General features: G+C 70.2%; 19 protein-coding genes, 1 tRNA gene and 2 pseudogenes. 10 read left to right on the top strand and 12 right to left on the bottom strand.

Features of this window, described 5'->3' with window-relative positions; all coding sequences use genetic code 11:
* Positions 1 to 11 precede the first annotated feature (11 nt).
* The 4 genes from ACW7GZ_RS09030 to dtd all read right to left on the bottom strand — a co-directional run bounded on the left by ACW7GZ_RS09030 (position 12) and on the right by dtd (position 3,167).
* Positions 12 to 87: transfer RNA gene (locus ACW7GZ_RS09030), tRNA-Ile, on the bottom strand.
* A gap of 137 nt (positions 88 to 224) precedes the next feature.
* Entirely contained in the window at positions 225 to 605 is a 381-nt protein-coding gene (locus tag ACW7GZ_RS09025) for a hypothetical protein (protein ID WP_457008865.1), read from the bottom strand.
* Positions 606 to 772: 167 nt separating this feature from the next.
* Positions 773 to 2,671 (bottom strand): RNA polymerase sigma factor RpoD, encoded by a 1,899-nt coding sequence (gene rpoD / locus ACW7GZ_RS09020; protein WP_457004468.1) that lies wholly within the window; start codon positions 2,669 to 2,671, stop codon positions 773 to 775.
* A 55-nt stretch (positions 2,672 to 2,726) separates the two neighbouring features.
* Complete coding sequence (gene dtd, locus ACW7GZ_RS09015) at positions 2,727 to 3,167, bottom strand: D-aminoacyl-tRNA deacylase (protein ID WP_457004466.1); 441 nt, start codon at positions 3,165 to 3,167, stop codon at positions 2,727 to 2,729.
* A gap of 46 nt (positions 3,168 to 3,213) precedes the next feature.
* On the opposite strand from dtd, the gene ACW7GZ_RS09010 reads away from it, so the two are divergent.
* From ACW7GZ_RS09010 to ACW7GZ_RS09000, 3 genes are read left to right on the top strand one after another with little or no spacing between them, the layout of a single operon-like run.
* On the top strand, positions 3,214 to 4,140 hold the full coding sequence (locus ACW7GZ_RS09010; RefSeq protein ID WP_457004464.1) for a lauroyl acyltransferase: 927 nt from the start codon (positions 3,214 to 3,216) through the stop codon (positions 4,138 to 4,140).
* Positions 4,137 to 4,667 (top strand): PH domain-containing protein, encoded by a 531-nt coding sequence (locus tag ACW7GZ_RS09005; RefSeq protein WP_457008863.1) that lies wholly within the window; start codon positions 4,137 to 4,139, stop codon positions 4,665 to 4,667. The genes ACW7GZ_RS09010 and ACW7GZ_RS09005 overlap by 4 nt, the downstream gene beginning before the upstream one ends.
* Positions 4,651 to 6,177: a PH domain-containing protein gene (locus ACW7GZ_RS09000; RefSeq protein WP_457008861.1), complete on the top strand. Its 1,527-nt coding sequence runs from the start codon at positions 4,651 to 4,653 to the stop codon at positions 6,175 to 6,177. The genes ACW7GZ_RS09005 and ACW7GZ_RS09000 overlap by 17 nt, the downstream gene beginning before the upstream one ends.
* Here the strand turns inward: ACW7GZ_RS09000 and ACW7GZ_RS08995 are convergent.
* From ACW7GZ_RS08995 to ACW7GZ_RS08975, 5 genes and pseudogenes are all read right to left on the bottom strand, one after another.
* Positions 6,101 to 7,054 carry a glycosyltransferase family 2 protein gene (locus ACW7GZ_RS08995; RefSeq protein ID WP_457004458.1) on the bottom strand — a complete coding sequence of 318 codons (954 nt, stop codon included), beginning with the start codon at positions 7,052 to 7,054 and terminating at the stop codon, positions 6,101 to 6,103. The genes ACW7GZ_RS09000 and ACW7GZ_RS08995 overlap by 77 nt on opposite strands.
* A 105-nt stretch (positions 7,055 to 7,159) precedes the next feature.
* A pseudogene (locus tag ACW7GZ_RS08990) lies at positions 7,160 to 7,399 on the bottom strand (CDP-glycerol glycerophosphotransferase); the annotation flags it as partial.
* A 110-nt stretch (positions 7,400 to 7,509) separates the two neighbouring features.
* The gene (locus tag ACW7GZ_RS08985) at positions 7,510 to 7,716 is read right to left on the bottom strand and encodes a hypothetical protein (RefSeq protein ID WP_457008859.1); all 207 of its coding nucleotides are present in this window, start codon (positions 7,714 to 7,716) and stop codon (positions 7,510 to 7,512) included.
* A 99-nt stretch (positions 7,717 to 7,815) separates the two neighbouring features.
* Entirely contained in the window at positions 7,816 to 8,853 is a 1,038-nt protein-coding gene (locus ACW7GZ_RS08980) for a CDP-glycerol glycerophosphotransferase family protein (protein WP_457008857.1), read from the bottom strand.
* Between the two features lie 41 nt (positions 8,854 to 8,894).
* Positions 8,895 to 9,712: pseudogene (locus ACW7GZ_RS08975) on the bottom strand (glycosyltransferase family 2 protein).
* Between the two features lie 230 nt (positions 9,713 to 9,942).
* On the opposite strand from ACW7GZ_RS08975, the gene ACW7GZ_RS08970 reads away from it, so the two are divergent.
* On the top strand, positions 9,943 to 10,815 hold the full coding sequence (locus ACW7GZ_RS08970; RefSeq protein ID WP_457009149.1) for a glycosyltransferase family 2 protein: 873 nt from the start codon (positions 9,943 to 9,945) through the stop codon (positions 10,813 to 10,815).
* Here ACW7GZ_RS08970 and rsmB read toward each other — a convergent pair.
* Positions 10,812 to 12,131 (bottom strand): 16S rRNA (cytosine(967)-C(5))-methyltransferase RsmB, encoded by a 1,320-nt coding sequence (rsmB, locus tag ACW7GZ_RS08965; protein ID WP_457004452.1) that lies wholly within the window; start codon positions 12,129 to 12,131, stop codon positions 10,812 to 10,814. The two genes, ACW7GZ_RS08970 and rsmB, sit on opposite strands and share 4 nt — an antisense overlap.
* An 82-nt stretch (positions 12,132 to 12,213) precedes the next feature.
* Between rsmB and ACW7GZ_RS08960 the strand changes: the two genes are divergently transcribed.
* Positions 12,214 to 12,969, top strand: coding sequence for a class I SAM-dependent methyltransferase (locus ACW7GZ_RS08960; RefSeq protein WP_457004450.1), 756 nt, complete (start codon positions 12,214 to 12,216; stop codon positions 12,967 to 12,969).
* Here ACW7GZ_RS08960 and fmt read toward each other — a convergent pair.
* Positions 12,966 to 13,892, bottom strand: coding sequence for a methionyl-tRNA formyltransferase (gene fmt / locus ACW7GZ_RS08955; protein ID WP_457004448.1), 927 nt, complete (start codon positions 13,890 to 13,892; stop codon positions 12,966 to 12,968). The two genes, ACW7GZ_RS08960 and fmt, sit on opposite strands and share 4 nt — an antisense overlap.
* A 24-nt stretch (positions 13,893 to 13,916) precedes the next feature.
* Positions 13,917 to 14,432, bottom strand: a complete 516-nt coding sequence (gene def, locus ACW7GZ_RS08950; RefSeq protein ID WP_457008856.1) for a peptide deformylase — start codon at positions 14,430 to 14,432, stop codon at positions 13,917 to 13,919.
* 198 nt (positions 14,433 to 14,630) lie between these two features.
* On the opposite strand from def, the gene ACW7GZ_RS08945 reads away from it, so the two are divergent.
* From ACW7GZ_RS08945 to ACW7GZ_RS08925, 5 genes are all read left to right on the top strand, one after another.
* On the top strand, positions 14,631 to 15,752 hold the full coding sequence (locus ACW7GZ_RS08945; protein WP_457008854.1) for a LysM peptidoglycan-binding domain-containing protein: 1,122 nt from the start codon (positions 14,631 to 14,633) through the stop codon (positions 15,750 to 15,752).
* Positions 15,753 to 15,826: 74 nt separating this feature from the next.
* Positions 15,827 to 16,975 carry a DNA-processing protein DprA gene (gene dprA / locus ACW7GZ_RS08940; protein WP_457008852.1) on the top strand — a complete coding sequence of 383 codons (1,149 nt, stop codon included), beginning with the start codon at positions 15,827 to 15,829 and terminating at the stop codon, positions 16,973 to 16,975.
* A gap of 27 nt (positions 16,976 to 17,002) precedes the next feature.
* Entirely contained in the window at positions 17,003 to 17,476 is a 474-nt protein-coding gene (locus ACW7GZ_RS08935; RefSeq protein WP_457004441.1) for a DUF494 family protein, read from the top strand.
* A gap of 135 nt (positions 17,477 to 17,611) precedes the next feature.
* On the top strand, positions 17,612 to 17,797 hold the full coding sequence (locus ACW7GZ_RS08930; protein ID WP_457004440.1) for a pilin: 186 nt from the start codon (positions 17,612 to 17,614) through the stop codon (positions 17,795 to 17,797).
* A gap of 157 nt (positions 17,798 to 17,954) precedes the next feature.
* Complete coding sequence (locus ACW7GZ_RS08925; protein WP_457004438.1) at positions 17,955 to 20,489, top strand: DNA topoisomerase I; 2,535 nt, start codon at positions 17,955 to 17,957, stop codon at positions 20,487 to 20,489.
* Positions 20,490 to 20,491: the final 2 nt, after the last annotated feature.

Here is a 20,491-nt window from a genome sequence, read left to right as displayed (position 1 = left end):
GTGCAGCTGGTTGGTGGGCCCACCAGGACTCGAACCTGGAACCAAAGGATTATGAGTCCTCTGCTCTGACCATTGAGCTATAGGCCCGCAGCGCCAATTGTAGGCCGGCGCTGCGCGCCGCAAAACGAGAATCGCGCAGGCGCGACCAGACGACGAGGACTGGCCGCGACTGCGCGACACGATCCCGCGACGGAACCCGTCGCAAGGTTCGTTGCTGTGGCGGCTTACATGCCGTCGGTGTTGTTCTCGCCATCGGCCGCCGCATTGGCTTCCTCGGCCGCGTCCTGCGCCTGCTCGGCGGCGTCGGCGGCCTTCTCGGCAGCGTCCGCAAGGTCTTCGCGACGGGTCATCTCGTCACCGGTGTCGACCTGGCCGGCGATGTGGGCGGATGCATCCGCGGCGGCATCGGCGGCGTCGGCGGCGGCCTGGGCCGACTGCGTGGCGGCCATGTCACCGGTCGCCGACGCGTGCTGCGCGGCTTCCTGCGCTTCGGTCGCCGACTCGGCGGCTTCCTGGGCGGAGTTGGCGGCCTGGTCGGTGTTGCTGCAGGCCGCGAGGGCGGTGGCGAAGCCGAGGGCGAGAAGGGTCTTGGCAGTGGAATTCATTGAGGTCTCCTGTTCGGGCGCCGTGGTGCGCCGTGGCGGTCACATTGCATGCCCCGGTGTAGCGATCATGCGAAGGCGACCCGGTGTCGGCGGTGCCATTCATATTCGCGCCAACGAAAAAGCCCCGCCAATGGCGGGGCTTTTCCTGGATCACCTTGCGTGGGCGCTCACTCGATGTCGAGGAAGCTCCGCAGCTGCTCCGAACGGCTCGGGTGGCGCAGCTTGCGCAACGCCTTGGCCTCGATCTGGCGGATGCGCTCGCGGGTGACGTCGAACTGCTTGCCGACTTCCTCGAGAGTGTGGTCGGTGTTCATGTCGATGCCGAAGCGCATGCGCAGCACCTTGGCCTCCCTCGGGGTGAGGCCGGCCAGCACGTCGTGCACGGTCTCGGAGAGGTTGGTGTTGGTGGTCGCGTCGATCGGGGACTCCACGTTGGTGTCCTCGATGAAGTCGCCCAGGTGGGAGTCCTCGTCGTCGCCGATCGGAGTCTCCATCGAGATCGGCTCCTTGGCGATTTTCATCACCTTGCGGATCTTGTCCTCGGGCATTTCCATTTCCTTGGCGAGCTCCTCCGGCGTGGCCTCGCGGCCGAACTGCTGGAGCATCTGGCGGGAAATGCGGTTGAGCTTGTTGATCGTCTCGATCATGTGCACCGGGATGCGAATGGTGCGCGCCTGGTCGGCGATCGAGCGGGTGATCGCCTGGCGGATCCACCAGGTGGCATAGGTCGAGAACTTGTAGCCGCGGCGGTATTCGAACTTGTCGACCGCCTTCATCAGGCCGATGTTGCCCTCCTGGATCAGGTCCAGGAACTGCAGGCCGCGGTTGGTGTACTTCTTGGCGATCGAGATCACCAGGCGCAGGTTGGCCTCGACCATTTCCTTCTTGGCCTTGCGCGCCTTGGCTTCGCCGATGGCCATGGTGCGGTTGATCTCGCGCAGGTCGGCCAGCGTCACCATCATGCCCTTCTCGATGGCGATGGTCGCTTCCTGGCCGGCGACGATCTGGTCCTTGACGTCACGCAGGCCGCTGGCCCACTTCTGCTTGCGCTTGAGCAGCTCGTCGACCCACTCGAGGTTGGTCTGGTTGCCGTCCCACGCACGGATGAAGTCCTTGCGCGGCATCCGGGCGACGCGCGTCGACAGGTCGAGGATGCGGCGTTCGTGGTCCTTGATCTCGCCGACCACGTCGCGCAGCTCGCGGACCAGGACATCGGTCAGCGGCAGCGGCAACTTGAGGCTGGTGAAGGTTTCGGCCATTTCCTCGCGGAGCTTGATCGCCGCCTTGGCGGTCGGGCCACCCTTGGCCACGGCCTTTTCGAACTTGGCGTAGTTGGCGGCCATCTCCTCCATGCGGCGGGCGACCTCGGCCGGGTCGGGGCCGGTGGGACCGGTCTCCTCGGCAGCGGTGTCGTCCTTCTCGTCTTCCTCGTCCGCATCGGCGTCGTCATCGGAGGCCTTGGCATCCGTGGCGTCGTTGTTGGCGGCCGGCGTCGCGGGGGCCGGCGGCGCTGCAGGCGGCGGCACGGGATCGTCGAGGCCGTCGGTGAAGCCGACCACGATTTCGGGCAGGCGCTTCTTGCCGGCCTTGTGCAGTTCGTAGTCGCCGAGCAGGTGCGCGATCGTGCCCGGGAAGGTCGCCAGGGCGGCGGCCATCTGGTTCAGGCCTTCCTCGATGCGCTTGGCGATCGCGATCTCGCCTTCGCGGGTCAGCAGCTCGACCGTGCCCATCTCGCGCATGTACATGCGCACCGGGTCCGTGGTGCGGCCGCCTTCTCCGTCGAGTGCGGTCAGCGTGGCGGCTGCCTCCTCGGCGGCGGTGTCATCGACCTCGCGGCCACCGCTGGACTCGCCGGCCAGCAACAGCGTCTCGGCATCCGGGGTGGTTTCATGCACCTGGATGCCCATGCTGTTGATCATGCCGATGATGTCTTCGAGCTGCTCCGCGTCGACGAGATCGTCGGGCAGGTGGTCGTTGACTTCGGCATAGGTGAGGTAGCCCTGCTCGAGACCCTTGGAGATCAGGATCTTGATGTCGGACTGCGGGGCTGGACGCTCGATCGCCATGTGGCGCGCACCGTAGAAAAGGGGAACCCGTAATTATACCATTCCGCGCGAGGGCTCATGACCGCAGCAGGAAGGTGGTTGGCCCGTCATTGACCAGGCTTACCGTCATATGGGCCCCGAAGCGGCCACTTTCCACCCCCCCGGCATGAAGTCGGCGGCATTCCCCCACCAGGGCGCTGAACGTCGGTTCAGCTTCGGCCGGCGCGGCGGCGGTGCTGAAGCCCGGCCTGAGCCCGGAGCGGGTGTCGGCGACCAGGGTGAACTGGCTGACCAGGAGCAGCCCGCCGCAGGTATCTGCCAACGAACGGTTCATGCGCCCGGCCTCGTCGCCGAAGACCCGATAGGCGAGCAGGCGCGGCGCCATCTTCGCGATCTGCACTGCGCCGTCTCCGGGCTCGATCCCCGCCAGCACCAGCAGGCCCGGGCCGATGGCACCGACCTCTTCGCCGTCCACCTCGACGCTGGCCCGTGTCACGCGTTGCAGGAGCAGGAGCATCGATGGGCATCCTCGTGATGGCGGGTCCGACGGATAGACTCTAGCGATGACCGAGCTGCCCGCAAGCCTGCTGCACGCCGCCGCTTCCGCCATCGGGCGTTTGCCCTGGGGCGCGCAACGCGCGCTGGGCGACGCGCTGGGCTGGCTGGCGCGCACGCTGCGTACGCGCGAGAGCGTGGTGGCGCTGCGCAACCTGGAGCTGGCGATGCCCGCCCTCGCTGCCGCCGAGCGCGAACGGCTGCACCACGACGTGATGCGCACCACCGGCCGGCAGATGATCGAAACCCTGCGCCTGTGGACCCGGCCGCACGCGGAAAACCTGTCGCTGATCCGCGAGTCGCACGGCGAGGCGCTGTTCGATGCCGCGATGGCCGCCGGCCGCGGGGTGATCGTGGCCGCGCCGCACCACGGCAACTGGGAGCTGCTCAACCAGTGGCTGGCCGCGCGCACGCCGCTGGCGATCCTGTACAAGCCGCCGGAGTCGGCGATCGGTGAGGCCTTCCTGCGCCGCGTGCGCGCCGACACCGACGCCGGCCGCATCACCCAGGTCCGCGCCGAGGGCCCGGGCATCCGCCAGCTGTACAAGACGCTCAAGGATGGCGGCGTGGTCGGGATCCTGCCCGACCAGCAGCCCAAGGCCGGCGACGGCGCGTTTGCGCCCTTCTTCGGCATGGAGGCGCTGACGATGACCCTGCTCTCGCGCCTGGCCGAACGCAGCGGTGCGACCGTGCTGTTCGCTTGCTGCGAGCGCCTGGAAGGCCGCGACCTGGCCTATGCGCTGCGCATCGACCCGGCACCGGCGGGCATCCATGACCGTGACACCACGGCATCGGTCGCCGCGCTCAACGCCGGCGTCGAACACATGGCGCGGCGCGCGCCGGCGCAGTACCAGTGGACCTACAAGCGCTACAAGCTGCGCCCGCCCGGCAGCAACGAACCCAATCCCTATCGCGACCTGGAACGCCGGCGATGAGCGAACCCTTCGTGCCGGCACCGCCCGGCGACGCCGCAGCGGTCCCGGCCCGCGACGGCTGGCAGCCGCTGCCGCCGCGCGCGCGCACCCTGTTCCTGCTCGCCCACGGTGCCGGCTGGGGCGGCCTGGCGCTGGCCAGCCTGGTACCGATCGGACTGCTGTTGCCCAAGCCGCTGCCGGCGTTCGCGGTCGCGCTGGCAAGCCTGCTGCTGCTCCCGGCCTGGGGCCTGTGGCTGGCTGCCCGGCGCTATCGCCACACGCGCTGGCTGCTCGACAACACCGGCCTCGGCTATCGCCGCGGACGCATGTGGCAGGTCGAGACCCGCGTTCCGCGAACGCGCGTGCAACACGTCGACCTCAAGCACGGGCCGCTGGAGCGGCGCTTCCGGCTTGCCACCCTGGTGGTCCACACCGCCGGCACCCGCGACAGCGCGGTCGCGGTGGCCGGCCTTGATGCCGACGATGCCGCAAGGCTGCGCGACCTGCTGGCGCAGCAGGTGGACGAGGACGATGCCGGCAACGCCTGAACCCCACGCGCCGGCGAATGGCGACGAACGCCGCCTGCACCCCTGGTCCTGGCTGTTCGTGCTGCTGCAGCAGTTGCGCCAGTTCATCGTGCCGCTGCTGGTACTGGTGTTCCTCGGCCGCGGCGATCGCTATGCGCTCTGGCCCCTGGCCGGCGTGGCGGTGCTCGCGGCCGCCTCGGTCTGGCGCTACTTCACCTACCGCTACCGTGTCGATGGCGACCGCCTGGTCGTGCGCGAAGGCTTGCTGGAGCGGCAGGTCCGGCAAATCCCGTTCGCGCGGATCCACAACGTGGCGCTGCACCAGACGCTGCTGCACCGCGTGTTCGGGGTCGCCGAGGTACGGCTGGAATCAGCGGGCGGCAACAAGCCCGAGGCCGAGATGCGCGTACTGCGCATGGAGGATGCGCTGGCGCTGGAACGGCTGATCCGCACCCACGGTGCGGTCGCCGCGGATGCCGATCCCGATGCGCCTGCAGGCGAAGGTGCGGCCGGCCACGGCGACGGCAGGCTGCTGCTCTCGCTCCAGGGCGCCGAACTCGTGCGCCTGGGGCTGGTCAGCAACCGCGGCATGGTGGTGGTCGCCGGCGCCTTCGCGGTGTCCTGGCAGGTGCTGCCCGACCACATGCTCGCGAGCGTGGTCCGCGACGCCGCGGACAGGGTGTTCGGCTACGCCAGCGGCTTCGCCGACGGCATGCTGGCGCGTGCGGCGGCGGTGGCCCTTGTGATACTCGTGGCGCTTGCCCTGTTGCGCGTGCTTTCGGTGGCACTCGCGCTGCTCCAGTACCACGGCTTCCGGCTGCTGCTCCAGGGCCGGCGCCTGACCGTCGAGCGCGGCCTGCTCACCCGCCTGCGCACCAGCGCCCCGCGGCGGCGCATCCAGTCCTGGTCCCTGCGCGAGGGCCTGCTCCACCGCCTGTTGCGGCGTCGTTCGCTGCACGTCGACACCGTCGCCAGCGCCGGTGAGGGCGGCGAACAGCGCGGCCTGCGCGAACTGGCCCCGATCGCCACCCCGGAGGCCTGCGACGCGCTGGTGCGCGAGGTGCTCGCGGGCGCCCCCGCCTGGCCACCTGCGGGATGGAGGCGCGTGCACCCACGCGCATGGCAGCGGCTGGCGCTGCCCGGACTGATGCTTGCCGGGATGGGGACCGTGGGCGCCTGCTGGTATTTCGGACCAGTGGGCCTGCTGGCCCTGGCCTGGGCGCCGTGGGCCGTCCACGCGGCGCGCCAGAACGCGCAGCGCGCGGGCTACGCGCTCGACGCGCGCATGGTGGCCGCGCGCTGGGGCTGGTGGTCGCGACAGTGGCGCTTCGCCGAGATCGACAAGCTGCAGGCCCTGCGCCTGGAGCAGTCCCCGCTGGACCGCTGGTTCGGCATGGCGACGCTGTCGCTCGACACCGCCGGCGCCCGGCCCACGACCCTGCTGCGCCTGCGCTTCATGCCGGAGGTCGAGGCCCGTGCTCTGCACGGCCGGCTTGCGGCAGAGCTGTCACGACTTCCATTGCGCTGGTGACGGCCGACAGCGGAAGCGCGGCAGGCCGCGCGGAGTCGGCCGGGGCCATGGCCGGACCCGGCCGGATCCCGAAATCGGTCCACGCCCGCCCGTGGCGCCGGGTCTCCGCACGCAGTGCGCGGTTGAAGGCGATGCCCTCCGGGGTCACGTAGCCACGCGGGTGTTCGAGGTGGACGGCGATCGCCCGGTGGCGGATGCGCTTGCCGCGGATACCGGCGTTTTCGAGCCGCTCGCCGAACTCGCGATCCTCGCCGCCGTAACGCATGCGCTGGTCGAAGCCATTCACCGACAGCACGTCCAGGGTCCAGCCCGAAGCGTTGTGACCGTTCCAGCTCGCGCGCGCGGTGCTGACCGCGTCGAGCAGGCGCGCGGCGGTCGGGCCGGCAGTGAGCTTGCGGTCGCGAAGCGTGCGCGGCATGCCCCGGGCATGCAGCCAGCGCGCATCGAAGCAGCGCTGGTCGCGGATGTCGTCGGCGGTGATCGCGTGGCTCGTCGTCATCGGAAGCTTGTGGTAACCACCTGAAAGGAAGCGACCCGGCGCGCGTTCCCGCAGGTGCGTGGACACAAAGTCCGCGCGCGGGATGCAGTCACCATCGGTGAACAACAGGTAGTCCGACCGCGCCGCGGCGATGGCCATGTTCAGCGCCTCGCACTTGCGGAAGCCGTCGTCAGGCTGCCAGAGGTGGCGCACCGGCATCGGCAACAGCGGGCGCAGCGCCAGCACGCGTTCGCGGGTGCGATCGTCGCTGCCGTCGTCGGCGACCAGCACTTCGAAATCGGCGCGATCCTGGGCTGCGAAGCCGAACAGCACCTTCTCCAGCCAGTCCGGCTGGTTGTAGGTGGTGAAGATGACGCTCGCGGCGATCGCACGATTCATTGCAACATCATCACAGAGCTTGGTGGCGTCGAACATACGCCCGGGTGACAGTCCGATTGCAATGTCGGGCGGCAACGCCCAGCCGATGCCGACGGGAGTGCGAGCTCAACGCGCTGCCGGCCCCCAGTACCCGAGCTCCCTGCGAATCTGCAAGCCGCGGTACGCGGCGGTAAGCGGGCGCCTGCGCAAACGCCCCATGGTGCCAGCCAGCACTGCATCGGTCGCCGCGATGACACGCTGCGACGAGCGGCCGTCCCTGAACGGGTGGATCCGGTCCGCATAGGCCGCCAGCGCGTCCTGCAGCTCCGGCGTGGGCGCGAAGGCCCGCGCAAGCAGCGCAGGCAGCACCGCCGGGTCGTCGAAGTCGACAGGCCTGCCGCTTTAGGCGCCGGCCCGGCCTCGACCCCATGCGCCGTCCAAGCACGCCCGCTGCGCCCGGTCTCCGCGCGCGGCGTTCAGTTGAAGGCGAGGCTCTCTTCGGTGGCATAGCCGCGCGGATGGTCCAGATGCCCCACGATCGCGCGATGGCGGATGCGCTTGCCGCGGATCCTGGCGGTCTCCAGTCGTTCGCCGAACTCCCGGTCCTGGCCGCCGTAGCGCGTGCGCTGATCGAAGCGGAGGAAACGCCCGGGCGCGCGATCGTCATGTCCAGCGCCTTGCACTTGCGGAAGCCCTCGTCGACCTGCCACAGGTGGCGCACCGCATCGGCAACAGGGGCTTCAGCGCGCCAGAAGACCGCCTGAGGCTGCTGGAACGGAGGCTCAATACCGCGCAACCCCCCAGTAGCCGATCCGGCGACGCAGTTTGAACTTGCGCCAAAGGTTCCGCGGCTTAGGTTTGCGGTTGCGACCGCCACGCCCGAGGAAGTCATCGATGGCCGCGAGCACGCGCTCGCTGCTGCGCCCATCGCGCCAAGGGTGGATCGCGTCGCCGAAGTCGCGAATCGCGGCCATCAGCTCCGGCGGCCGCGATAGCGCGCGCACGATCGCCGGCTCGAAGTCGGCCGCGTCGTCGATATCGATCAGCTGGCCCCCCGGACGGCGGTTGCGGAACGTCACCACCGGCTTGCCAGTAAGGAGGAACTCGCTGAGCGCGGACGAGGTGTCCGAACACATCATGTCGACCTCGGGGAACAGGTCGAGGATGTTGTCGTTCTCGGCAAAGGTGAGGTGCTCGTTCTGCAGCGCCTTGAACTTCGCCACTGTTTCCGCAGCCATCTTGGGATGGAAGGTGACGATCCAGCGCCAGCGACCGTTGCGCGAGAGCCGCTTCACCTCCTCGTAGAGGATTTCCGCGGCGCTCCACGACGGCGAGAACGTCGAGTGGTACAGGATCACCGGGACGTCGCGCACCGGCGGTAGCGGGCCGGCGATCCTGCGCATGAACGGATCCAGCTTCGGCCAGCCGGTCTCGACCACGCTGAAGTGGCCGAGCCTGTCAGCCAGCGCCTGGAATTGCGCGGTGTCGCGCGGGCCGGTGGTGCAGTAGAGGTCAAAGAAGCCGCGTATGTAGATGTGCCGGGGCTTGCCGGCGTCGAAGCCATGGAAGACCTCCACCTTGGCACCCGGGAAGAAGTGCGGCAGATGGTTGCCGGGCGTCAGCACCGCGTCAGGTCGCCACCGGCGGACCCCTGCAACGTCGAGCAGGGTCTCGCCTTCCACCAAGTCGGCGCCCCCCGGGCCGTCGAAGAACCAGGCCGCCTCGTCGCCGCGGGCGCGGATGGCCTCCTGGATGGGCCGGAGAATCGCCAGCGCGTAGCGCTCCGAACCGTAGAGGAGATAGCGGCGCTTCTGTGTCATGGGGGTCTCGTAGTGGTATCCGGGGGGGCGCTGGGGGGCGTTCAGCGGCCGATTCCATGGCGCAGCAGGATCGCGCGCGCCTGCTCGACCGACTCGGGGTTGCGCACCATCTCGTAGTAGCGCAGGCGCTTGTAGACGGCGTAGGCGGACGCGGTATGAGCCACCGCCAGGCCACGCCAGCCGTCGAGCAGAGCGAGCCGCAGCAGCGCCTCCTTGGCAAACGAGGCCAGGTAGACCAGCGGCGCCATCCATGGCCGCGGCGGGCGGCCGCGGTCGAGCCAGTCGAGGCACTTGAGTTCAGCGTAGCGCAGCACCTTGAGCTGCTTGTGCGCCAGCGTTGGGTTGTGCAGGTGCTCGAAGGCCACGTCGAGCGTCACCACGGGGCCTTCCCAACGCAGGGATTCGTGCACCCGGGCATCGCTCCACCGCGCGCGCGCGCGCGGTGATAGATCCGCGCCATGCGCTCCCCAACCATGGGCCGGTACCAGCGCATCGGCGCCCCCATGTATAGGGTGCGGCGGCGCAGCACCGCCGCCGCGGCGTCCCCGCACAGCAGCGCGTCCATGGCGTGCGACAGGGCAGCCGCGGCATCAGGCAAGAAATACTCGTCGGCGTCGAGCACCAGGATCCACTCATGGCTGGCCTGGGTGGTGGCGAAGTTACGCTGGGCACCAAAGCCCAGCCAGTCTTGGTGCACCACACGCGCGCCGTGCTCGCGGGCGATGGCCACGGTGCCATCGTCGCTGCCGCTGTCCACCACCACCTTCTCGGCGGCGAAGGGCACGCTGTCCAGGCAGCGGCCGATGTTGACCGCTTCGTTGTGGGTTATCACCAGCAGGGTGACCGGCAAGGTTGTCATCCGGGCATGGTAGCGGAGCGCGGTTCGCCCGCGCGTGCCCGGCTCCGCTATGGCCTTGACGCGCTAATGCCCGAGGGCCGAGGCTATCGCACTTCACCACATGATCACCTGGGGGGGCAGGTGGCGAAGCACCACAACGACCAGAACCGGCCCCCATGCCCCTCCACACAGCGCTCCGTGCACCTCGCCCCGTCTCCCGCCTCCTTCGGCGCCATGCGCCTCCCGCGTCCATCAGCCTGCTGGTGACGACCTACAACTGGAAGCAGGCCCTGCAGCGCGTGCTGGAAAGCGCGGCGCGGCAGACCCGCCTTCCGGACGAGGTGATCGTCGCCGACGACGGCTCCCGCAGCGACACCGCGGACCTCGTGGCGTCGCTCGCGCGCACCTGTCCGGTGCCGCTGCGCCACGTCTGGCAACCCGACAGGGGCTTCCGCGTGGGCCGGGCGCGCAACCTGGCGATCGCCGCGGCCTGCGGCGACTACGTGCTCCTGCTCGACGGCGACATGGTGCTCGAGCGCCACTTCATCGCCGACCATGTCCGCGCCGCCCGCCGCGGGAGCTTCATCCAGGGCTCGCGCGTCCTGACCGGCCCCTGCTTCCGCGAACGCATGCTCGCGGATCCAGGCGAGAGGCCAACACCGTTCGCGCGCGACGTGTCCCGGCGCCGCAACGCGCTGCGCTCGCTGCTGCTGTCCGGCGCGTGGCTGGCCGCCAACCGCACGACCGCGCCGCGCACCATCAAGACCTGCAACCAGGGCTGGTGGCGCGACGACCTGGTGCGCCTCAACGGCTTCGACGAGCGCATGGAGGGCTGGGGCCGCGAGGACGTGGAGCTGGCCTGGCGCGCGCACAACGACGGCATCCAGTGCAGGCAGCTGCGCTTCGCGGGAGTCGCCTACCACTTGCACCACCAGGAACGGCACGAGGACGGCGCCAGCCCCAACGACCGCTACGTCGCCGAAACCCGGCGGCACCGGCTGACGCGCTGCGAGCTCGGCCTGGACGCACACCTCGCCGCAGCCGCCCTGAACCCGCGACAGGAACTGCGTACGCCTGCAAAGGCACGATGCGCGGGTGCGGGTGCGGGTGCGGCCGCGGCCTAGGGCACGGCCACCCTGCGCAGGCGCGCGACGTAGAAACCGTCCATCCCGCCCTCGCCGGGCAGGCGCTGCCGGCCGGCGCCGCTTTCGCGGCCGGAACGCGCGTCCAGCGGTTCGGCCGCGGCATCCGCATGGCGGGCGAGGAAGCCATCGATCTGGTCCGCGTTCTCCGCGGCCAGGATCGAGCAGGTGGCGTAAAGCAGCGCCCCGCCGGGGCGCAGCATCGTCCAGGCCGCATCGAGCAGCCTGGCCTGCAGCGCCACCAGGGCGTCGACGTCGGCGGCGCGGCGGTGCAGCAGCACGTCGGGCTGGCGGCGGACGATGCCGGTGGCCGAGCAGGGTGCGTCGACCAGGATGGCGTCGAAGGGCTCCCCGTCCCACCACGCGGCGGGGTCGGTGGCGTCGGCCACGCGCGTCGCGGCGGCGGGATCGATGCCTTCGCCCAGGCCCAGCCGGCGCCAGGTGTCACGCACCCGCGCCAGGCGCCGGGCGTCGACGTCGATGGCCAGCAGGCGCTGCGTGGGATCGCGCTCGAGCAGGTGCGCGGACTTGCCGCCGGGCGCGGCGCAGGCGTCGAGAACGCGCGCGCCGGGCGCCGGTGCCAGGGCGTCGGCCACGGCCTGGGCGGCACCGTCCTGCACCGAGGCGTCGCCATCGGCGAACCCCGGCAGCGCGCCCACGGCGATGGACTGGGGCAGCCGCAGGGCGTCATCCAGCGTCGCCTCGGCCACGGCATCGATGCCGGCCTCGTGCAGGCGGGCGAGGTAGGCGTCGCGCGTCCCGCGGCGGCGGTTCACCCGCAGCCAGGTCGGCGCCGGCTGCGCGCTGGCCGCGAAGATGGCGTCCGCATCGTCCGGCCAGTCGGCGCGGATGCGGTCGCGCAGCCAGCCCGGCCAGGCATCGACCGGAGCGGCGGCGGGCAGGCCGTCGCGCTGCGCTCGGCGCAGCAGGGCATTGACCAGCTTCGCCTGGTGCGCGCGGCCGATGCCGCGGGCGGCGTCGACGGTTTCGGCCACGGCGGCGTGCGGTGCCAGGCCCAGCGGGTCGAGCTGGGCGAAGCCGGCGTGCAGCAGCGCGCGCAGGTCTCCATCGCGGCGGCCGGGCGGCTTCGCCATCCACGCCGACAGTGCGGCATCGGCGCGCGCGTGCTGGCGCAGGGCGGCGAAGCAGATCGCCTCCACCAGCGCCCGGTCGCGCACGTCGTCGAGCGAATCGAGGTGCGCGGCGAGCTCGGCGCGCAGCGAATGTCCGCGGTGCAGCACCGCGTCGAGGATGCGCGCGGCCACCACGCGCGGCAGGCTGCCGGATGAAGTCTTCATCCCGGCATTGTCGCGCGATGCGGCGGCCCGGTGCGGGCGGCCATGCCAGACTGGCACGCCCCCGCCCTCGGCCGACCCGCCCATGCCCGACACGCCAGCCCCGCCGCCGGACGCCGCCACCGGCCGCGCCGACAGCTTCCGCACCGGCTTCGACGGCCGCCGCATGCGCGAGTACCGGGGCCTGCCGATCTACGCTGCCCCGGGCCTGCACGAGGCCGCCGCGGCGCTGCTGGGCGCCGCGGTCGCACCCGGTGCGCGGGTGCTGGAGTTCGGCGCCGGCAGCGGCGCGATGTCGCTGCGCCTGGACGACGCCGGCTACCGGGTTACCGCCAGCGACCTGTTCGCGGAGAGCTTCAAGCCCGCGCACGTGCCGTTCGTTGCGGCCGACCTCAACGGCCCGTTCGCGGCGCAGTGGCCGGAGGGCTTCGATGCGGTCATGGCGCTGGAGATCGTCGAGCACCTGGAGAACCCTCGGCACATGCTGCGGCAGATCCGCGAGCTGCTGCCGAAAGGCGGCCGGCTGGTGCTGTCGACGCCGAACATCGCCAACCCGGTCTCGCAGGCGCTGTTCCTGCGCCGCGGCGAGTTCCAGTGGTTCCGGGACGTGGATTACCGCGAGCAGGGCCACATCAGCCCGCAAAGCCCCTGGATGCTGGAAAAGGCCCTCGCGGAGGCCGGCTTCGCGATCCGCGGCGAGCGGGCGGTGTCCAACCCGTTCCGGCGCGTGCGCAAACTGGGCTGGGGCGTGCGCCTGCTGGCGCCGCTTTTCGCACTGCTGGGCGGCCTGCCCCGCGCGCGTCGGGGCGAGGTCTGGCTGGTCGAGGCCGAGGCCGTCTAGGGTCCGGGCGCGACGAGGTCGCGGCGGGCGTTGAGGTAGTCGGCCGCGGCGATCGCCTTGCCGCCGTCGCGCTGCAGCGTGCGGATGCGCAGCGCACCGGTGCCGCAGGCGACATCGATGCCGTCGCGACCGGCGGCCAGCACGGCGCCGGGGGGCGCGCCCGCCGGCGCATCCACGGCGACCGCGGCGTGGATGCGCACGCGCTCACCGGCCAGGGTGGCCTCGGCAACCGGCCAGGGGCTGAAGGCACGGACCTTGCGCGCCAGCGCGTCGGCCGGCTGCGACCAGTCCAGCTTCGCCTCCGCCTTGTCGAGCTTGTGGGCGTAGGTCACGCCCTGCTCGGGCTGCGGCCGCGGCACCGGGCGGATGCCGGCACGCAGCAGGCCGAGGCCGTCGGCCAGCACCTGGGCGCCGAGTTCAGCCAGCCGGTCGTGCAGCTGGCCGCCGGTCTCCTCCGCGCCGATGGCCAGCGACTGCGACAGCAGCACCGGGCCGGTATCCAGGCCCTTCTCCATCTTCATCAGGCAGACGCCGGTCTGTGCGTCGCCGGCCTCGATCGCGCGCTGGATCGGCGCGGCGCCGCGCCAGCGCGGCAGCAGCGAGGCGTGCACGTTCCAGCAGCCGTCTTCGGGGATATCGAGGATCTTCTGTGGCAGCAGCAGGCCGTAGGCCACCACCACCATGAGGTCGGGCCTGAGCGCACGCAGCGCATCACGCGCCACCTGCGTCTTCAGGCTTTCCGGCTGCAGCACGGGGATGCCGCGCGCCAGCGCCTCAAGCTTCACCGGCGAAGCCTGCAGCCCGCGGCCACGCCCCGCGGGGCGGTCCGGCTGGGTATAGACCGCCACCACTTCCGCCTTCGTGCAGGCAGCGCGCAGGGAAGCCACCGCGAACTCCGGCGTGCCCGCGAACACGATCCTCATCGGACGGCGCCCCTGCCGGGGCGATCAGTCGCCATGCCGGCGCAGCTTCTCGTATTTCTTCATCGCGCGGTCGCGCTTGAAGGGCGAGAGATGGTCGATGAACAGCGTGCCGTCCAGGTGGTCGATCTCGTGCTGCACGCAGGTGGCCAGAAGGCCGTCGACGGCCATGGTGAACGGCTTGCCGTAGCGGTCGAGCGCCTCGACTTCGATGCCGTCGGCGCGGGTGACGTCGGCGAAGATACCCGGGATCGACAGGCAGCCTTCCTGGTGCACGCGCAGTTCGGCCGAACGCTCGCGGATCACCGGGTTGATGAACACCAGCGGCTGGTCGCGGGTATCGGTGACGTCGAGCACCATGAAACGTTCGTGGACGTCGACCTGGGTTGCCGCCAGGCCGATGCCCGGGGCTTCGTACATGGTCTCGAACATGTCGTCGAGCAGGCGCTGGAAGGAAGGATCGGCAATGCCGGCCGCTTCGCGCTCGGCAGCGACCTTGCGCAGGTTCGGATGGGGGTGTTCGAGGATGCTGATCAGAGACATACAGGTGGGCGATAAAGGGAGGCCGCCGTCACAACCGTGCGGCACGGCTTGCAATTGTAGCGCCAGCAGGCTTGCGCCGGATCGGTTCCTGTAGGCATAGTGCGGCCGCTATACGGGGAAATCTCCAAGGGGAGCAAGTAGATGGCCGGCAAGCTTCAGCGCCTTTCTAATGCGCTACGCACGGGTATTGCGGTAGCGATGCTCACGGTGGCTACGTACGCGGCGGCCCAAGGCCTGCGCGGCGACCACCCGGATACTTATGTCGTCCAGCGTGGCGACACGCTGTGGGACATCTCGGGCCGCTTCCTCGAGAAGCCTTGGCTGTGGCCGGAAATCTGGCAGGCCAATCCGCAGATCGCCAATCCGCACCTGATCTATCCGGGTGACGTGATCAGCCTGGCCTACTTGAACCGCGTCGGCGTCAGCGTCACGCCGGGCCCGCGGACCGAGGCCGCGCCGATCAACGCCGTCCCGCTGTCCGAGATCGAGCCCTTCCTCAAGGACCTGAGCGTGGTCGACGCGTTCGACCACATGCCCTACGTGGTCGGCCTTGAAGAGGATCGGATGCGCGCCAGCCGCGGCCAGGTCGTCTACGTGCGCGGGCTTGGCGACGCATCGCCCGGCACCCGCTACGCGGTGCTGCGCCCGACCGTGCGCTACACCCACCTGCTGCGCGCCGGCATGTGCTGCGACACCTTCGGCCGTGACGAGCTCGACGCCACCGGTCGCCGCAGTATCGACTGGGGCCAGTACTGGGCCAACGTGGTCATGCCCGACAAGGGCCAGGAAGTGCTGGGCCACGAGCTGATGCGCGTGACCGCCGGCACCCTGACCCGCGGCGAAGTCGGCGGCATCCAGGCCAGCACCCTGCTGCTCGACGAGGAGGGCCGCGAGGTCCGCATCGGCGACCGCGTGGTTGCGGTGGACGCCCAGCCCTACGACCTGCAGTTCTTCCCGCACCCGCCGGCGGTCCAGACCGACTACGGCAAGGCGCGCGTGCTGGCGGTGACCGACATGCTCACCTCCGGCGGCCCGCGCGACGTTATCGCGCTGTCGGTCGGCGCCCGCGAAGGCGTGGACAACGGCACCGTGTTCTCGATCTGGCGCGAAGGCACCAACACCGTCGACCGCGTCGAGAAGGGCCTGGCCCGCGACGAGGCCACCGTGTTCTTCGAGAACAAGGTGCGCCTGCCCGACGAGTTCGCCGGCCACGTGATGGTGTTCCGCACCTTCGACAAGGTCAGCTACGGCCTGGTCATGGACAGCATCAAGCCCAGCCGCGTCGGCTACCACCTCAAGCATCCGGACGCGACCTACTGAGGCGCGGCCTTCCCTGACCTGTACACGCGACGGCGCCCGAGGGCGCCGTCGTCGTATCCGGGCAAGGCTGGGCCATGGACAGCGAAGACACTCTGGCATTGCTGCGCCTGCTGGCCGCAGGCGGCCGCAGCGCCCCCCGCCGCAGGCTGCTGGAAAGCCACGGCAGCCCCCGCGCGGCGCTAGGCTCCGGGCGCACCGCCTGGCGCGCCGCCGGCCTGGACACCGCCCAGCAGGGCGCCCTCTGCGCCCGCGACGGTGGCGAAGACCTGCTGCAACGCCTGCGTTGGCTCGATGCCGGACCCGGGCGCCGGCTCATCGGCGTGCAGGATCCGGACTATCCACCCCTGCTGCGCCGCCTGGACACCGCGCCGCTGGCGCTCTGGGTCGTGGGCGACGCCAACCTGCTCTGGCATCCGACGGTGGCCGTGGTCGGCAGCCGCGCGGCCAGCGCCGGCGGCCTGAGAAACGCCTACGACTTCGCCCGCGCCTTCGCCACGTCCGGCCTGTCGGTGTGCAGCGGCATGGCCGCCGGCATCGACACCGCCGCCCACGAGGGCGCGCTCGCGGCGCCAGCCGGCCGCACCGTGGCCGTGCTCGGCACCGCCATCGACCAGCCCTACCCGCGGCGCAACGCCGGCCTGTACCGGGACATCGCCCGCACCGGGGCGGTCGTCAGCGAGCTGCCTCCGGGCGCGGCGTACGGGCGCGGCGCGTTCCCCAGTCGCAACCGGATCCTGATGGGCCTCTCGCTCGGCGTGGTGGTGGTCGAGGCGGCCCTGCGTTCGGGAGCCGCCATCACCGCACGGCTGGCCGGAGAGGCCGGGCGCGAGGTGTTCGCCATCCCGGGCTCGATCCACAACCCCAAGGCCCGCGGCTGCCACCGCCTGATCCGCGACGGCGCCGCCCTCGTGGAATCACCGGCCGAAGTGGCGGAAGCACTGGCCCCGCTTGCGATCAGCCTCGGCGACGACTTGCGTGGACGCCTCCGCGTCCCCATTGATGGCGTCGGGAACAACGCCCGGGCGGCCGGCACTGCCGATCCGCCCGCAGGCTCCGACCACCAGCGCTTGTGGCATGCGCTGGGACACGACCCCACCGGTATGGATGAACTGGTCTCGCGCACCGCATTGACGGTTGCGGAGCTAGGAAGCATGCTGCTGCTCATGGAGCTGGAGGGTCGTGTCGCGGTCGAGCATGGCCGGTATTCCCGAAAGTCTCAGTAACGCGCCCCCGGGCGCAGGCCGGGGGTAATGAAAGAGAGCATCCTGGACGTCCTGCTCTACCTGTTCGAACACTATTTCACCGAAGACGCGGACCTCGCCCGCGACCGCGACTCCCTCCAGAGCGGCCTGCTCCAGGCCGGATTCAGCCCCGCGGAAACCAGCAAGGCCTTCGATTGGCTCGATGCGCTCGCCGCCCAGCGGCCCGCGGACGGCCCGTCGCGCGCCAACGGTCCCACGCGCCTGTTCTCGGCCCCGGAAGAGGCCAAGCTGGACGTGGAGTGCCGCGGCTTCCTGATGTTCCTCGAGCAGCACGGCGTGATCGACGCCGACCGCCGCGAACTGGTCGTCGACCGCGCCATGGCCCTCGACCAGGACGAACTCGACCTTGACGACCTCAAGTGGGTCGTCCTGATGGTCCTGTTCAACCAGCCCGGATCCGAAGCCGCCTACGCCTGGATGGAAACCCAGATGTTCGTGGACGAGCCCGAAACGGTGCACTGAGCCCCCCGTCGACGCCACCGACGGGGCGTTTGCATCGCGAAACCGCCACAATGGCGGGGTTCCGGCCGCGAGCCGGCAATCCAGAAGACCACCGCGGCCCACGGCCGCGGCACGATCCTGCCCCGGGGGAAGCAGATGCAAGTCATGACGGTGGACGAAGACGATGACGGCAGCTGCCGCATCGAGCTGGAACTTGGCGGCACCGGCAGCGCGGACATGGACGGGGGCCGGGTCTGGTGGCAGCTGGAGCCCGGCTCCGCCCGGTGGACCTGCTCGTCCAGCATCGACGACCGCTGGCTTCCGCCGGAGTGCCGCGGCTGAACGCATTCGGCCCACGTCGCGCTTGACAGTGCCATCGCGGCCGTGATTCCACTATAAAGAGCAGCATCGAACGCCCGGGGCACCTGTCCCGGGCGTCGGCGTCTACATCACCCCACATCAAGGCGCGGCGCCCGCCGTCCCCGGAACCCCAGCCGCAATGGCCAAAAACCTCCTCATTGTCGAGTCGCCCGCCAAGGCCAAGACGATCAACAAGTACCTCGGCAAGGATTTCCAGGTGCTGGCCTCGTACGGCCACGTCCGCGACCTGGTGCCAAAAGAGGGTGCGGTCGATCCCGAAAACGGCTTCCGGATGCGCTACGACCTGATCGACAAGAACGAGAAGCACGTCGAGGCAATCGCCAAGGCGGCGAAGGCGGCGGACGGCATCTACCTCGCGACCGACCCGGACCGCGAGGGCGAGGCGATCAGCTGGCATATCGCGGAGATCCTGAAGGAACGCGGCCTGCTCGAGGGCAAGGAGCTGCAGCGGGTGGTGTTCACCGAGATCACGCCGCGCGCGATCAAGGAAGCAATGCTGACGCCACGCGCGATCGCCGCCGACCTTGTCGATGCGCAGCAGGCGCGCCGCGCGCTGGACTACCTGGTCGGCTTCAACCTGTCGCCGGTGCTGTGGCGCAAGGTGCAGCGCGGCCTGTCCGCCGGCCGCGTGCAGTCGCCGGCGCTGCGCATGATCGTGGAGCGCGAGGAAGAGATCGAGGCCTTCATCGCCCGCGAGTACTGGTCGATCGAAGCCGAATGCGCGCACCCGACGCAGGCCTTCAGCGCCAAGCTCACCAGGCTCGACGGCAAGAAGTTCGAGCAGTTCACCGTCACCGATGGCGACACCGCCGAGGACGCGCGCAGCCGCATCGTGGCCGCGGCGCAGGGCGCGCTGCACGTCACCGATGTCGCCAGCAAGGAGCGCAAGCGCCGCCCGGCGCCGCCCTTCACCACCTCGACCCTGCAGCAGGAAGCCTCGCGCAAGCTCGGCTTCACCACCCGCCGCACCATGCAGGTGGCGCAGAAGCTGTACGAGGGCGTCGCAATCGGCGAGGAAGGCGCGGTCGGCCTGATCAGCTACATGCGTACCGACTCGGTCAGCCTGTCGGCCGAGGCGCTGGGCGAGATCCGCGACGTGATCGCGCGTGACTTCGGCACCGGTGCGCTGCCCGACAAGCCCAATTTCTACCAGACCAAGGCCAAGAACGCGCAGGAGGCCCACGAGGCCGTGCGCCCGACGTCCGCACTGCGCACGCCGACCCAGGTGGCGCGCTTCCTGTCCGACGACGAACGCCGTCTGTACGAACTGGTCTGGAAGCGCGCGGTGGCCTCGCAGATGGTGCCGGCGATCCTCAACACCGTGTCGGTCGACCTGGCCGCCGGCAGCGAGCACACCTTCCGCGCCAGCGGCACCACCGTGGTCGACCCCGGCTTCCTGGCCGTGTACGAGGAAGGCAAGGACAACAAGGGCAAGGACGACGACGACGAAGGCCGCAAGCTCCCGGCGATGAAGCCCGGCGACCGCGTGCCGCTCGACCGTATCCACGCCGACCAGCACTTCACCCAGCCGCCGCCGCGCTTCACCGAAGCGTCGCTGGTGAAGACGCTGGAGGAGTACGGCATCGGCCGGCCGTCCACCTACGCTTCGATCATCCAGACCCTGCAGTTCCGCAAGTACGTCGAAATGGAAGGCCGCGCCTTCCGCCCCAGCGACGTCGGCCGCGCGGTGTCCAACTTCCTGAGCAGCCACTTCACCCGCTACGTCGACTACGACTTCACCGCGAAGCTTGAGGACGAGCTCGACGCGGTGTCGCGCGGCGAGGAAGAGTGGGTGCCGCTGATGGAGAAGTTCTGGGGTCCGTTCAAGGAACTGGTGGACGAGAAGACCGAGAGCGTCGACCGCAGCCAGGCCACCGGCGCGCGCGAGCTCGGCACCGATCCCAAGACCGGCAAGCCGGTCAGCGTGCGCCTGGGCCGCTACGGACCCTACGCCGCGATCGGCAGCATGGCCGAGGGCGAAGAGGAGAAGCCGCGCTTCGCCTCGCTGCGCCCGGGCCAGAGCATGCACACCATCACGCTCGAGGCCGCGATCGACCTGTTCCGCCTGCCGCGCACCCTCGGCCAGGACAAGGAAGAGGAAGTGAGCGTTGGCGTTGGCCGCTTCGGGCCCTTCGCCAAGCGCGGCAGCGTGTATGCCTCGCTCAAGAAGGAGGACGACCCGTACACGATCGACCTCGCGCGCGCGGTGTTCCTGATCGAGGAAAAGGAAGAGATCGCGCGCAACCGCATCATCAAGGCCTTCCCCGACAGCGACATCCAGGTGCTCAACGGCCGCTACGGGCCCTACATCAGCGACGGCAAGCTCAACGGCAAGATCCCCAAGGATCGCGAGCCCGCTTCGCTGACCTTCGAAGAGGTCGTGACGCTGCTGGAAGAAACCGGCAAGCCCGCGCGTGGCCGCTTCGGCAAGAAGGCCGCTGCGAAGAAGGTGCCGGCGAAGAAGGCTGCGGTGAAGAAGACCACGACGAAGAAGGCCGCCAAGAAGAAGGTCGCGAAGAAGACGACATCCACCGCGGCGAAGAAGGCCACGGCCACGAAGACCGCGGCGAAGAAAACCGTCGCAAAGAAGGCCGTCGCGAAGAAGGCTCCGGCGAAGAAGGCCGCGGCAGCGGACGACGCCGCCCCCTTCTGACC

The organism is Luteimonas sp. A537 (genome assembly GCF_054052065.1).
Note: the sequence above shows the minus strand (reverse complement) of the source record. Positions and strands in the feature narration are given on the sequence as shown.

What these genes read in the sequence shown, in the direction of transcription:
- ACW7GZ_RS08980 (WP_457008857.1), bottom strand. Translation starts at nt 8,853, where the DNA reads ATGACACAGAAGCGCCGCTATCTCCTCTACGGTTCGGAGCGCTACGCG.
- ACW7GZ_RS08960 (WP_457004450.1), top strand. Translation starts at nt 12,214, where the DNA reads ATGCCCGACACGCCAGCCCCGCCGCCGGACGCCGCCACCGGCCGCGCC.
- dtd (WP_457004466.1), bottom strand. Translation starts at nt 3,167, where the DNA reads ATGCTCCTGCTCCTGCAACGCGTGACACGGGCCAGCGTCGAGGTGGAC.
- ACW7GZ_RS09010 (WP_457004464.1), top strand. Translation starts at nt 3,214, where the DNA reads ATGACCGAGCTGCCCGCAAGCCTGCTGCACGCCGCCGCTTCCGCCATC.
- ACW7GZ_RS09005 (WP_457008863.1), top strand. Translation starts at nt 4,137, where the DNA reads ATGAGCGAACCCTTCGTGCCGGCACCGCCCGGCGACGCCGCAGCGGTC.
- ACW7GZ_RS09000 (WP_457008861.1), top strand. Translation starts at nt 4,651, where the DNA reads ATGCCGGCAACGCCTGAACCCCACGCGCCGGCGAATGGCGACGAACGC.
- def (WP_457008856.1), bottom strand. Translation starts at nt 14,432, where the DNA reads ATGTCTCTGATCAGCATCCTCGAACACCCCCATCCGAACCTGCGCAAG.
- ACW7GZ_RS08925 (WP_457004438.1), top strand. Translation starts at nt 17,955, where the DNA reads ATGGCCAAAAACCTCCTCATTGTCGAGTCGCCCGCCAAGGCCAAGACG.
- ACW7GZ_RS08930 (WP_457004440.1), top strand. Translation starts at nt 17,612, where the DNA reads ATGCAAGTCATGACGGTGGACGAAGACGATGACGGCAGCTGCCGCATC.
- ACW7GZ_RS08935 (WP_457004441.1), top strand. Translation starts at nt 17,003, where the DNA reads ATGAAAGAGAGCATCCTGGACGTCCTGCTCTACCTGTTCGAACACTAT.
- fmt (WP_457004448.1), bottom strand. Translation starts at nt 13,892, where the DNA reads ATGAGGATCGTGTTCGCGGGCACGCCGGAGTTCGCGGTGGCTTCCCTG.
- ACW7GZ_RS09025 (WP_457008865.1), bottom strand. Translation starts at nt 605, where the DNA reads ATGAATTCCACTGCCAAGACCCTTCTCGCCCTCGGCTTCGCCACCGCC.
- ACW7GZ_RS08945 (WP_457008854.1), top strand. Translation starts at nt 14,631, where the DNA reads ATGCTCACGGTGGCTACGTACGCGGCGGCCCAAGGCCTGCGCGGCGAC.
- rpoD (WP_457004468.1), bottom strand. Translation starts at nt 2,671, where the DNA reads ATGGCGATCGAGCGTCCAGCCCCGCAGTCCGACATCAAGATCCTGATC.
- dprA (WP_457008852.1), top strand. Translation starts at nt 15,827, where the DNA reads ATGGACAGCGAAGACACTCTGGCATTGCTGCGCCTGCTGGCCGCAGGC.
- ACW7GZ_RS08995 (WP_457004458.1), bottom strand. Translation starts at nt 7,054, where the DNA reads ATGAATCGTGCGATCGCCGCGAGCGTCATCTTCACCACCTACAACCAG.
- rsmB (WP_457004452.1), bottom strand. Translation starts at nt 12,131, where the DNA reads ATGAAGACTTCATCCGGCAGCCTGCCGCGCGTGGTGGCCGCGCGCATC.